We start from the raw sequence: 13150 nt of genomic DNA on the forward strand, positions 1-13150 counted from the left end.
TCGTTTATGCCCTCGGCGGTGCCGATTCACTGGTCGCTGGTGCAGGCCTCGACACGGTCGATGCAGGCAACGGCAACAACACCATCCTGGGCGGCGCAGGCAACGACTCGATCAGCGCAGGCACCGGCGCAGACAGAGTTGATGCAGGCGCCGATAACGACTGGGTGAATGTGGGCGACGGTGCCAACACCGTGGTGGGCGGCACGGGTAACGACACGATCATCACCGGCGTCGGCAACGACCACATTGACGCTGGCACGGACAACGATTGGATCAACGCAGGCGGCGGCACCAACAGCGTGCTCGCAGGCGACGGCAACGACTACATTCTGGTCAACAGTGCCAGCACCACCAACACCTTGCTCGGTGGCGCAGGCAACGACACCATCAACTCATCGGGCAGCAACAACACCCTGGTGGGCGGTGACGGGGACGATCGCATCACGCAAATCGGTCTGTACGCGGGCTCCATCCACGGCGGCGCGGGCAACGACATCATCTTGAGCACAGGCTCCACGGGCACGGAAACCGTCTGGGGTGGATATGGCGATGACTTCATCGACCTGCGCAACGGTGGCACCACAAATGGTGACAGGGTATGGGGAGATGACACCATCAACGACACCATCGCCGGCAACGACACCATTTACCTGTCTGATGCCAGCAGCACCGTCACTGCGGGCGCGGGCAGCGACTGGGTGCTGTCCGGGCTTGGCAACGACTCCATGCTGCTGGGCACAGGCAATGACACGGCTTATGGCGCAGGTGGTAACGACACCATGGACGGCGGTGCAGGCGCCGACTGGCTGGACGCAGGTGGCGGCAACGACTCCATGCAAGGCGGCAGCACCGACGATGGACTTGACACCTTGTACGGCGGCATGGGCAACGACTTCATCAACGGCGGCGCTGGAGGTGACTGGATGGACGGCGGCGCAGGCGACGACACCCTCATCGGCGGCGAAGGCACCGTCGGCTCGGTGCTCGGCAATGACACCATCGTGATCAGTGCAGGATCGAACATTGCACGCGGCGAGCTGGGCAGCGATGTGTTCGTGTACGACAACAACTGGATGAACGACACCATGGCCGACACGATGGATGGCGGCGCCGGTGTCGACATCATCAAATTTGAAGGAGCCGGTCTCGCATTGGATTTAACCCTCACCGGCACCAACAACTGGGTCAACATGGAGCGCATTGACCTGACGGGCAGCGGCAACAACACGCTGCGGCTGGCCCGGGAAGACATTGTGGAACTGAGCGATGTCACGGATGTCACCAATGCCAACCTGAATTCACGGGCACGGCTGGTGATTGACGGCAACGCCGGGGATGCGCTGGACATGAGTGTGCTCAATGCCACCACCACCAAGCTGACAGGCGGCTCGATGAGCTTTGACTTCAACGGCAACGGCGTGCTGGACGCCAGCGAAACCGCCACCGTCAACGCCAACGGCCTGATCACCATGGAATCACTGATCAACGGGCAGCAAACCTACAACGTCTACAACGTCTCCAACACGGTGGCCGGCACCACGACCAACTATGGCTTGCTGATCATCGACACGGACATTTTGCTGACAGGGGTTTAGCCGCCGCCTCGACCAATCCTTGCGCGTCATTGCGAGCGAAGCGCGGCAATCCAGCGTTTGCGGTCACTTCAGCGCTCATGCTTTTTGCAAGCGCCGCAGGTGGATTGCCGCGTCGCTTCGCTCCTCGCGGCTAAAAGCGGCTCCTCCCCATGACAGATCACGCAATGGCCATGATGCAGGCGCCTTGCAATGGCAAGCGTCTGCCTGAACCCCTCATGACAGGCGCGTCACGCCAGGCAGCGGGCAGGCATAAATGGCGTTGCGCATGGCGGCAATCGCCTCGTAGCGCGTGTAGCTGCGCCGCCAGGCCAGCACCACGCGGCGGGTAGGGGGCTTGCCGCCTGCCGGGTCCACGATGGGCAGGTAACGCACACTCGACTCATGCGGCCCGCCTGCACGCTTGCGCACAGGCTTGAGGTCTGGCACCGACATGCGCGGCACCAGCGTCACGCCCATGCCTGCGGCCACCATGTGCTTGATGGTCTCGAGTGACGAGCCCTCAAAGGTTTTGCGAATGCCCTCGGTCTGGCTGGCGTAGCGGGCAAACTCGGGGCAGACCTCCAGCACATGGTCGCGAAAGCAGTGGCCCGTGCCCAGCAGCAGCATGGTTTCGTTCTTTAATTGCTCGGGCGTGATGAAGGCCTCTTTGGCCAGCGGGTGGTTCAGCGGCAGGGCGGCCATGAAGGTCTCGTCGTACAAAGGCGCCACCGCCAGGCCCGACTCGGGAAAAGGCTCGGCCAGGATGGCGCAGTCGATCTCGCCCGTGCGCAGCATCTCCAGCAGGCGCACGGTGAAGTTCTCTTGCAACATCAACGGCATCTGCGGCAGGTCGGTGATGATCTGGCGCACCAGATCGGGCAGCAAATACGGCCCGATGGTGTAGATCACGCCCAGCCGCATGGTGCCGGCCAGCGGGTCTTTGCCGCGCTTGGCAATCTCCTTGATCTCGGCGGCTTGCTCCAGCACGCTTTGCGCCTGGCGCACGATCTCCTCGCCCAGCGGGGTGACCGAGACCTCGCTGGCGCTGCGCTCAAACAGCTTGACCTCCAGCTCCTCTTCGAGCTTCTTGATGGCCAGCGACAGCGTGGGCTGCGACACAAAGCAGGCCTCGGCGGCTTTGCCAAAGTGCTTTTCGCGGGCCACGGCCACGATGTATTTGAGTTCGGTCAGGGTCATGTGGGGTATTGGAACATCAAGCTTTGAGGTATTCGGATTTTCCGCCCAACCAGCGGCCAATGTGGCGCTCGGCCAGTTGCGGGTGCTGGTCCAGCATCTGCGGCGCCAGGGCCCGCGCCCAGTCCAGCAAATGGCTGTCGGTCTCCAGATCGGCAAAGCGCAGCAAGGGCGCACCCGACTGGCGTGCGCCTAAAAACTCGCCCGGTCCGCGAATCTCCAAATCGCGCCGGGCGATCTCGAAACCATCGTTCGTCTCCACCATGGCGCGCAATCGCTCGCGGGCGGTTTCGCTTAGACGTCCGCCCTCGGGCGTGCCGTACAGCAGCACGCAGGCCGAAGCCGCCGCGCCCCGGCCCACCCGGCCACGCAGCTGGTGCAGCTGACTCAGGCCAAAGCGCTCGGCATGCTCGATCACCATCAGCGACGCATTGGGCACGTCCACCCCCACCTCGATCACCGTAGTGCTGACCAGCACACCCATCACGCCTGCGGTGAAGAGTTCCATCACCGCCTTCTTTTCGGCCACGGGCATGCGCGAATGCAGCAGGCCCACCATCACGCCCGGCAGTGCCTCGCTCAGGTCGGCGTGGGTTTGGGTGGCGTTGGTCAGGTCCAGGGCTTCGCTTTCTTCAATCAGCGGGCACACCCAATACACCTGCCGCCCCTGCTGAATCTGGGCCCCAATGCGCTCGACCACCTCATGGCGGCGGTGGTCCGACACCACCCGGGTCACGATGGGCGTGCGCCCGGGCGGCAGCTCGTCGATCACCGACACATCCAGGTCCGCGTAATAGCTCATGGCCAGCGTGCGCGGAATGGGCGTGGCCGTCATCATCAGCATGTGCGGCTCCATGCCGGGGGCTTGCATCTTGCCGCGCAGGGCCAGGCGTTGGGCCACACCAAAGCGGTGCTGCTCGTCGATCACGGCCAACGCCAGGTTCTTGAACTTGACGTGCTCCTGAATCACCGCGTGCGTGCCCACCACCAGCGCGGCCTCGCCCGACTCGATCAGTGCCAGCATGGCGACGCGCTCTTTCTTCTTCTGGCTGCCAATCAGCCAGGCCACTTTCACGCCCAGCGGCTCCAGCCAGCCCACTAATTTTGCAAAGTGCTGGGTGGCCAAAATCTCGGTCGGCGCCATCAGCGCGCATTGCCAGCCCGCGTCAATGGCCACCATGGCCGCCAGAGCCGCCACCACCGTCTTGCCCGCGCCCACATCGCCTTGCAGCAGGCGGTGCATGGGCACGTTGCGGGCCAGGTCTTTTGCAATCTCCCGGCCCACGCGCTGTTGCGCATTCGTCAGACCAAAAGGCAAGGCCTCCAAAAGCTGCCCATACAGCCCCTTGGACTTGAGTTTCAGCGCCGGGGCGCGCAGCAAATCGCGCTCGCGCTTGGCCGTCAGTTGCGACAGCTGCTGCGCCAGCAACTCCTCGCATTTGAGGCGCACCCAGGCCGGGTGGCTGCGGTCTTCCAAAGCGGCCAGCGACACATCGGGCGTGGGGTGGTGCAAAAACTGCAGCGCATCGCGCAGCGACCAGGCCCCACGCGGGTCCGGCCAGGGCACGCCCGGGGGCAGGGTCTCGCTCAGGTCGGCATGGTTCAGCCCGGTGATCACGGCGCGGCGCAAATAGGCTTGGGCCAGCCCGGCCACGGTGGAATACACCGGGGTCAGCGCCTCGGCCAGGTTGCCGCCCGCCGCCTTGAAAGTCGGGTGCATCATGGTCAGCCCCATGAAGCCGCCCTTGACCTCGCCCCGCGCCCGAATGCGGTTGCCCACCGCCAGCGCCTTCTGGTGCGAGGGGTAGAAGCTGAAAAACCGCATCACACAAGTGTCTGACCCATCGTCCACCGTCACCAGCAACTGGCGGCGCGGGCGCTGCGTGATCTCGCAGGCCGTAACGGTGGCCTCTATTTGCGCGGTATCACCCTCGCGCACATCGCGCAGCTTCACGATGCGGGTCTCGTCCTCGTAGCGCAGCGGCAGGTGCAGCGCCAGATCAATGTCGCGTTTGAGCCCAAGCTTGATCAACGCCTTTTGGGGGGCGCTGAGTGTTTTGGCGGGGGTCGTTGCAGACGGAGCAGGCATGGCCCGATTGTGCCTTTCGAATGCCTACAAAAAAGCCGCCGAATGGTGGCCATGTGATGTCGGCTTGTGAAATGAGTGCTGCCCCATCCCGCTGTGTTTGTGCAGCGGCTACAAACGTCCAACACACTCAGTGCGTATACGGGTGATTGTTTTCTTGGTTTTCACTTTTTGATCAAAGCAACCAGCTTTTGGAGATCAAGCCTTGTGGACCTTCAAGGCAAGCGCTTTTGCCCAGCGCTTGCTCAGGCTCATCACGCAGTTTCAAGGCCCTGCGCATCCCAAGCACACCCTTGAAGCTCCTCGCTACTTGCTGGAAGCTGCCAGCGCCAAGGCCTTGACCACTTCCCGTGCTGTCTTGCGTTCATTGAGCGGCAAAGACAGGTAACGGCTGAGCATTTCCCGGTCAGCCATGTTCATGGCATCAATCGTGGCATCGCCTTCGTTCGCCTTCAATGGCACGCCTTGCCGACCAAAACGCAGCTCATCGGGGCTGACAGAAAGCCAGTCGGCCAAGACCCTCAACTTGTCTTGGGTCGGAATGGCCTTGCCCAACAACCAGTTTCGCGCCGTGTGGGGCGTGACACTTCGCCCCCAAAAACGGAGGTTGAATTCGTTGGCCAATACGGTCGGCGAAGCACGTACACCTGAAGCCTCCAAGGCTCGGCGTAGTCGTTGTGCAAATGCTTCAGTTTCGGTTTGGGTTGCCATGCCCTGAAATTACAGTTGTAACCTCACTGAAAATTAATTTTTTATCACAATCTTCACTAAAGTCGTTGACTTTCAACAAGTACGCCAAAATCATTATCTGGTTTTACATTTGATTTATACCATTTTGATCGACATGTTTGACCCAAGGTAAACCTTGATTACGATTGCTCAAAAGGCAGTTATTGAACCGAATATTCAAGTAATCTGGGCATTTGGCTACAAATGAAGCAAATTGCAGGCACGACAATGGCTGCGCAAAACTTCAGCATCGGAGCTGACTGGCATATTCCCCCCTGTGTGCTGGTGTTGGCGTCGCCACCGATCACAACTTGAAGGCACCGACTGTTTCCAGCTTTCCTTGGAACGGAAACGGGTCATTCCTTGCATATTCTTCGGTCCATTGCAATATTCAATGCTCAAAGTGGTTCTATTAATCCGGCACGCTGAAGTTTGAAATTTGTGAAAAAAATATCATTTCGTAGATCGGTACTCGCAGAGTCCGACATGATGGGTTTCTGCACAGGCCCATGTCGTGGTCTTCGACCGCCGACCTACAACATCAATGAGGATTGAAAACTTCACAGGGCCGAATCAATAGGTCGGCGGCAACGGTGCCAACATGACGCAATCATTGAGCATGCGAGAATCACGCCCTCTTCCACTTCGCACGGGCCTGTCCGGCCCTGAAGCATGACTTCTATTACTGCACCCATCCCTCGCGAATTCACCCTCAGTGACTTCGACTTCGAACTCCCCCCCGAACTGATTGCCCAACACCCGGCTGCCGAGCGCAGCGGTTCACGCCTGCTGGACGGCTCATCGTCTGTGCTGGAAGACCGCATCTTTCGCGAACTGCCCGGCCTGCTGAAGGCTGGCGACTTGCTGGTGTTCAACGACACCAAGGTGGTCAAGGCCCGCATCTTTGGCGAGAAGGCCACGGGCGGCAAGCTGGAACTGTTGATTGAGCGCGTGCTGCCCGGCCATCAGGTGGTCGCCCACATGAAGGTGAGCAAGAAACCCCTGGTGGGCGGCAAGATGTTCATGATGGGCGGCGCACAGAACGGTGGTTTTGATGCCACCCTGCTGGGCCGTTGGCCGGATGAAAACGGTCAGCTGTTTCACCTGCAGCTGAGCGACGAGCCCCATGCTTTGATGGAAAAGCACGGCCATGTGCCGCTGCCACCTTACATCACCCACACCGACACCGAAGAAGACGCCCAGCGCTATCAGACCGTGTTTGCGCGGGCGCCCGGTGCGGTGGCCGCGCCCACGGCTGCGCTGCACTTTGACGAAGACTTGCTCGCCGCGCTGGAAGCCCAAGGTGTGCAGCGCGCCAGCGTGACGCTGCATGTGGGCGCAGGCACCTTCCAGCCCGTCAAGACAGAGAACATTGCCGAGCACACCATGCACCGCGAGTGGTACGAGGTGCCCGAGGCCACACAGAAGGCCATTGCCGAGTGCAAGGCGCGGGGCGGCCAGGTATTGGCGGTGGGCACGACCACGGTGCGCACGCTGGAGTCGTGGGCCCAATTTGGCCAGGCCAGCGGCGACACGCAGATTTTCATCACGCCGGGGTTTGAGTTCAAAGTGGTGGACAGGCTGATCACCAACTTTCACCTGCCCAAAAGCACGCTGATGATGCTGGTCAGCGCCTTTGCGGGCTATGAGCACATCATGGGCCTGTACCGGCATGCCATTGCGAACCGATACAGGTTTTTCAGCTATGGCGATGCCATGCTGCTCAGTCGCGTCCCGCACGAATGAGCGCATCGGCAATGGTGGCCGGGTCGGTGAACCAGATCTCGTGGCTGCCCTGACATTCCACAAAACGGAACAAACCCAGACGCTCTGACAGACGCGGGTGCCAAGGCATGCTGTGCGGCAAGGCGGTGTCTTGCTGGCAATTCACATACGACTTGCCAATTTCCATCTCGGCCAGTGACTTGGACAGACTGATCTTGTCGGTGAAGGTTTTGTGGGGGTGAGGGTTGAGCTGCTCATAGGCCGACGTGGCCAGCGCCAGATCGGCATCGTTGATGAAGCTCTCACGCCAGATGGGAAACGGCAGGGTCAGCGCTCCGTTGTTGGCCGCCGCGATCTGGTCGAACAGGCCCACATAAATCGGCGGCACCAGATCGGTCAGCGATTCGCCAGGGTTGGGCACAAAGGCGTTCACATACACCAGGCGTGCGATGCGCTCGGGGGCCAGTTCAGCCACGCGGGAGATGACCATGCCGCCATAACTGTGCCCGGCCAAGCGGACGTTTTTCAGGTCATGCGCCACCAGATAAGCCAGCAAGGATTGCGCGGCGTCCTCCAAACCCACGCTGGCCCGGTCATCGCCGGGGCCGTTGCCCTTCAAGGTGGGGCAATGCACCGTGTGACCGTGGCTGCGGATGTATTGCGCCGTGGGCTCCATCAAATCGCCGTTATGCCAGGCGCCGTGCACCAAAACGTAGGTATCGCTCATGAATTTTTTCCTGAATGTGATGATAAAAACCCGGCACCTTGCCGAGTCGATGCACATTACATCCAGTGAAGTTCAGGTCGTCAATTGAAGGCAGACCCGTTTTTCACCCAATTCAATGAAGAAATACAGGCTTACAAAGTGCCAATTCCCCTGTGTTTATGGGGCTTTCGGTAGCACAGCACTTGGGCAATTACCCGATAACAAGTAGCGCAACGTTAAACGGGTAGTTTGTGCAATATGCTGCATCAAACAAGCCTCAAGGGTTGAATTGTCCCTGCCAGCCCACGCAAGCTGACCACCTGCCGCCCCTCCCGACTCGCAGCGACGCAGTGACCTTCGGCTAATGGGTCATGACGTTCGACGACACGGACCGCTCACCGTGCTGTTTACGCGCCTTCACGGGCGCAGCAGGCCCCGCTGGCGATGCAGCACTTGCACACCTCAGGCCAGCGCCAGCAAGTCAAGCTCCTACAATTCAGCCCTCAGCTTCAAGCCCGTTACGCGTCCCTCATGCTCCAATTCGACCTGCTCAAAACCGACCCCTCCAGTCACGCCCGACGCGGCACATTGACGCTGAACCATGGTGTGGTGCAAACGCCCATCTTCATGCCCGTCGGAACTTACGGCACCGTCAAAGGCGTGATGCCGCGCAGCCTGCACGAGATGGGCGCGCAGATCATTTTGGGCAACACCTTCCATTTGTGGATGCGCCCCGGGCTGGACATCATGAAAGGCTTTGGCGGCCTGCACCAGTTTGAGAAATGGGACAAGCCCATCCTGACCGACTCGGGCGGTTTTCAAGTCTGGTCGCTGGGCGACATGCGCAAGATCACCGAAGAAGGCGTGACCTTTGCCAGCCCCGTGAACGGCGACAAGCTCTTCATGTCGCCCGAAGTGAGCATGCAGATCCAGACCATTCTGAACTCCGACATCGTGATGCAGCTCGACGAGTGCACGCCTTACGAGACCAAGGGCCACCTGACGACCGAGGCCGAAGCCCGCAAGTCCATGGAGATGAGCCGCCGCTGGGCCGTGCGCTCCAAAGACGAATTCGCCCGTCTGGAAAACCCCAACGCGCTGTTCGGCATCGTGCAAGGCGGCATGTTTGAAAGCCTGCGCCAGGAATCGCTTGATGCGCTGGTGGAGATGGACTTCCCGGGCTACGCGGTCGGTGGCGTGAGCGTGGGCGAGCCCAAAGACCTGATGCTGCAAATCATGGCGCACACGCCGCACCGCCTGCCCGCGAACAAGCCGCGCTACCTGATGGGCGTGGGCACGCCCGAAGACCTGGTGCAGGGCGTGGCCGATGGCGTGGACATGTTCGACTGCGTGATGCCCACCCGCAATGCCCGCAATGGCACGGTGTTCACCCGCTTTGGCGACCTGAAGCTGCGCAACGCCCGCCACAAAAACGACCCGCAGCCGCTGGACACCAGCTGCACCTGCCACGCCTGCGCGGGAACATCAGGCGTGTCGTGGGACAACGGTGGCCGCGAGGGTTTCAGCCGCGCCTACATGCACCACCTGGACCGCTGCGGCGAAATGCTCGGCCCCATGCTGACCACCATCCACAACCTGCACTACTACCTGAACCTGATGCGCGAGGTGCGCGAATCGCTGGACGCGGGTCAGTTCTCGCAGTTCCGGGCGCAGTTCAAGACAGATCGGGCACGGGGCGTTTGAGGGATTTATCCTTGCAAATCATGGAATGAAACTCCATAATTGCAAGGATGTTTAAACGCCATTTGCAACCTTTACTGGGTGAAGAACTCCAGTTTTCACCGGCCGTGGCCTTGCTCGGCCCCCGGCAGGTGGGCAAAACCACGCTGGCACTGGAGGTGGCGCGCAACATCCCACACGTCTATCTCGACCTCGAATCGGATCGGGATCGCGGCAAGCTGGCCCACCCGGAGTTGTATCTGGAAAGCCACCTGGACAAACTGGTCATCCTGGACGAGGTGCACCGGGCACCGGGCCTGTTTCCGGTGTTGCGCGGCCTGATTGACCAAGCCCGGCGCTCAGGCCTAGCATTCGGACAGTATTTGTTGCTCGGCTCGGCCAGCCTGGATGTACTGCATCAGTCAGGCGAAACACTGGCCGGTCGCATCGCTTACCTCGAACTGGGCCCCTTGAATGTCCTGGAAACAGGCCAAGGCGCCATGGATGACTTGTGGCTGCGGGGTGGTTTTCCGCAAAGTCTGACCGCCCCCTCAGATGCCCGCAGCCTGCGCTGGCGAGAAAATTTCATCCGCACCTATCTGGAGCGCGACATTCCGCAATTCGGCCCGCGCATCGCCGCCGAAACATTGCGCCGCTTCTGGACCATGCTGGCCCACCACCAAGGCGGCCTGCTCAACGTGGCCCAACTGGCGCGCAACCTGGGTGTGGACGTCAAAACCGCGCAAAGCTACATCGACCTCTTGTGTGACTTGCTGCTGGTGCGCAGGCTCGCCCCCTGGCACACCAACACCGGCAAGCGCTTGGTCAAGGCCCCCAAGGTATATGTACGAGACAGCGGTCTGGTGCATGCGCTGCTGAACATCGAATCCAAAGAAAGTCTGCTCTCGCACATGGTGGTGGGTGCCAGCTGGGAAGGGTATTGCATTGAAACCCTTCTGGCCTGTGCGCCTGCGGGCGTGACGGGCTACTTTTACAGAACCAGCGGCGGTGCAGAAATTGATTTGCTGCTGGTTTGGCCAGGTGGAGATCTGTGGGCCATTGAGATCAAACGCAGCAACGCCCCCAAAGTAGAGCGCGGTTTTCACAGCGCCTGCGATGACTTAAAACCCAGCCAAAAATGGGTGGTCTACCCGGGCCAAGAGACCTACCCACTTGCGGCAGACATTCAGGCGATTTCATTGCACGGCCTGTGCGAGAAGCTCGCCCTCAGTCGGTCGTGAACACCGTCAACACCCCGGTGTAACCGTACAACTGGTTGCGGGCAATTTCTCCAGCCGCAAAAAAGCCCACCAAGGGCACATCGCCCAAGGCATGCCGAATGATCTGCATCTCGGCACTCGGGCCGCCAAAGTGCGGACCGCCGCGTCCGGTGCAGCTCACATACACCGCGCCCGCAATGCGCTGGCCTGCTTGGGGCAAGGTCGGCACCGGGTCGTCGCTCAGGGCGTTGATCGCTTCAATAGACAGCATCTCGGGCTCCAGGGCTTCGCGGATTTCGGCGCACACGCGCACCAGGTCGGCACGGGCGGCTTGCACATCGCGGCGGCAAAACGTCAAGCGCATGCCCGGCTCCAGGTGTTCGGCAATCGCCACCCCTTGGCGCAAGGGGTCCAGGCCAATGATGTGGCGCACCCGCACGTCGTTGCCCAGATTGCCCGCACGGCCCACACCGGACTGCCCGGGCGCGCTGAGGCCGACCAGGGTGGAGCGCACCACCGCAATGGCTTTTTGCGGCTCACTCAGGCTGATGTCCAGATCGGCCAACATCACATCCAGCGCGGCCTCGCCCGCCAACTTGAGCACCACATGGCCTTCGGCTTCAGTGATCTCGCGCTCGGGGGCCACCGGTTGACAGCCTTGTGTCACGCGCGACAGCAAGCCCACATCGGGCGAGAACGCCACGCCACTCAAGCCGCCTTCGAGCACACCGCCGTGGGCTTGTGCCCCTCCCGCGTCTTCGGCCATGACCGCAAATTGCACGCTGCGCGTGCGGCTGGCGCTGAGGCCACCAAACAAATAGCTTTGCTGGGTGCGCTCGGCCATTTCTTTGATCAGCTCAGCCAGGTCGGGCGTGTGCGGGTCGGCATGCACCAAGGCCGCATCGGCCCAGCCCGCAGGCAGCGGCGACACGCCCGAAAAGACCCGGTACTGCTCGGGCGTCAGGTCGCACAGCATGAGCGCCATCGCGGGTTCGTCAAAGTACTCGGCGTTGTTCACCGCCACACCAATGCCCACTGTGCCCGCCCAATCGCTCACCTGCGGCAGTTCTTCGCGCAGATGCGCCAAAAGCGCCTGGGCCTGGGTGGCGTAGTGGTCGGTGATGTAGAGCAGCGCCAGCCGGGGCTCGCTGGCGTAATCCGGCTGGCTCATTTGCGCCCGCAATTGGGCCAGCACCATGCCTGCGGCCATGCGCCATTGGGGGTGGGTGGCATGGCCAAAGGGGAACAGTTTCATGCAGTCAGGGGCGTGGCAGGGGCTGCTTTGCGTGACGACTTTTTGGCAGAAGTGGCGTTGGCAGCCGATTTGGCGGTGGCGCTGCGTTTGACGGCCTTGGATGCGGCAGTTTTGACCGGTGCAGTTTTGGCCCCTTGCGCGGGCGCCGCCTTGGCTTTGCCAGAGGCCTTGCGCTCGGGCTTGGCCACGTCCGATTTCATCGCCTCGGCCGCCACATCTTTCATGGCCGTGCTGGCGATGGCCTGAAACTGCTGGGTCAATGCGTTCCACCACTGCATGGGGTCCACGGCGGGTGCAGCAGCCTGGGCCGACGCATCGCCTGGGGAATCGCCCAGCGGCGGCTGACCACTGGTCGAGGCTTGCGTGGCTTGGGGTGCAGGCGCAGCGGCCGTGTCGGGTTGGGACGTCAACAGCGGGCTTTGAGATGCCCCTGACGATGGCGACGCCGAGGGTGATGAAGCTGCTTGCGCCGAAGGGCTCTGGGCAGTTGCTGACTCGGTCACAGGCGCTTTGGCCGTGAACGCCTTGGCCAGGTCGGTCATGCTGACGTTCATGCTTTGCAGCGTGGACAAAGTCATCTTTTGCACTTCCATTGCCTGAATGGAGGCTTTGAGCGCCGTGGCGTTTTGGTCCAGCCAGAACTGCACGGCCTTGAGTTCCTGGATGCGCTTGTCAATCTCTTCAATGCTCAAGGTGGGCGCCACCCAACTGGCCATACCAGGCAAGGCACCCGCAACAGGTTGAGCCTTCGCAGCGGATTGTGTGAGGTTTTTCAAAAAATCAAATCCCGGTACAAATGGACCAAAACCGAATGCATGGGGGTCACTCATGGGTGCTCCTTGAAGAAATTACGAATTCAATGAATTCATCGAATCCAGCTTACCCCAAAAAGCTTACCCCAATCCCTACAAACCCCAAGTCAACCAGCGCCCACAGCGCAGACCCATCAGATTCGTATCTGCGCAGGTGCCTGCGCCAAGT

Annotated in this window: 10 protein-coding genes (1 of these 10 cut by a window edge); 4 read left to right on the forward strand and 6 right to left on the reverse strand. The window is 61.1% G+C overall.

Features of this window, described 5'->3' with window-relative positions:
* On the forward strand, positions 1-1595 hold the final stretch of the coding sequence (locus AMM33_RS08365) for an Ig-like domain-containing protein (RefSeq protein ID WP_194945334.1). It extends 26737 nt beyond the left edge of the window; only the last 1595 of its 28332 coding nucleotides appear in the window; its start codon lies beyond the left edge, outside the window; it ends in the stop codon at positions 1593-1595.
* A 213-nt stretch (positions 1596-1808) separates the two neighbouring features.
* Here the strand turns inward: AMM33_RS08365 and AMM33_RS08370 are convergent, their stop codons facing one another.
* From AMM33_RS08370 to AMM33_RS08380, 3 genes are all read right to left on the reverse strand, one after another.
* Positions 1809-2771, reverse strand: a complete 963-nt coding sequence (locus AMM33_RS08370; RefSeq protein ID WP_090140313.1) for a hydrogen peroxide-inducible genes activator — start codon at positions 2769-2771, stop codon at positions 1809-1811.
* A 16-nt stretch (positions 2772-2787) separates the two neighbouring features.
* Positions 2788-4857, reverse strand: a complete 2070-nt coding sequence (recG, locus tag AMM33_RS08375) for an ATP-dependent DNA helicase RecG (RefSeq protein ID WP_090140315.1) — start codon at positions 4855-4857, stop codon at positions 2788-2790.
* Between the two features lie 303 nt (positions 4858-5160).
* Positions 5161-5565 (reverse strand): hypothetical protein, encoded by a 405-nt coding sequence (locus tag AMM33_RS08380; protein ID WP_090140317.1) that lies wholly within the window; start codon positions 5563-5565, stop codon positions 5161-5163.
* 690 nt (positions 5566-6255) lie between these two features.
* Between AMM33_RS08380 and queA the strand changes: the two genes are divergently transcribed.
* Positions 6256-7329, forward strand: a complete 1074-nt coding sequence (gene queA / locus AMM33_RS08385) for a tRNA preQ1(34) S-adenosylmethionine ribosyltransferase-isomerase QueA (protein ID WP_090140319.1) — start codon at positions 6256-6258, stop codon at positions 7327-7329.
* On the opposite strand, the gene AMM33_RS08390 is transcribed toward queA, so the two are convergent.
* Positions 7307-8035 carry an alpha/beta hydrolase gene (locus tag AMM33_RS08390; RefSeq protein ID WP_090140320.1) on the reverse strand — a complete coding sequence of 243 codons (729 nt, stop codon included), beginning with the start codon at positions 8033-8035 and terminating at the stop codon, positions 7307-7309. The genes queA and AMM33_RS08390 overlap by 23 nt on opposite strands.
* Before the next feature lie 510 nt (positions 8036-8545).
* On the opposite strand from AMM33_RS08390, the gene tgt reads away from it, so the two are divergent.
* Together tgt and AMM33_RS08400 are read left to right on the forward strand one after the other, a co-directional pair.
* Positions 8546-9718 (forward strand): tRNA guanosine(34) transglycosylase Tgt, encoded by a 1173-nt coding sequence (gene tgt, locus AMM33_RS08395; RefSeq protein ID WP_090140543.1) that lies wholly within the window; start codon positions 8546-8548, stop codon positions 9716-9718.
* Between the two features lie 62 nt (positions 9719-9780).
* Positions 9781-10935, forward strand: coding sequence for an ATP-binding protein (locus tag AMM33_RS08400; protein WP_228768017.1), 1155 nt, complete (start codon positions 9781-9783; stop codon positions 10933-10935).
* On the opposite strand, the gene AMM33_RS08405 is transcribed toward AMM33_RS08400, so the two are convergent.
* Entirely contained in the window at positions 10922-12169 is a 1248-nt protein-coding gene (locus AMM33_RS08405; protein ID WP_090140324.1) for an FIST signal transduction protein, read from the reverse strand. The genes AMM33_RS08400 and AMM33_RS08405 overlap by 14 nt on opposite strands.
* On the reverse strand, positions 12166-12999 hold the full coding sequence (locus tag AMM33_RS08410) for a PhaM family polyhydroxyalkanoate granule multifunctional regulatory protein (protein ID WP_090140326.1): 834 nt from the start codon (positions 12997-12999) through the stop codon (positions 12166-12168). Before AMM33_RS08410 ends, AMM33_RS08405 begins: the two co-directional genes overlap by 4 nt.
* Between the last annotated feature and the right edge of the window lie 151 nt (positions 13000-13150).

The organism is Limnohabitans sp. DM1 (assembly GCF_001269385.1).
Lineage (GTDB): Bacteria > Pseudomonadota > Gammaproteobacteria > Burkholderiales > Burkholderiaceae_C > Limnohabitans_A.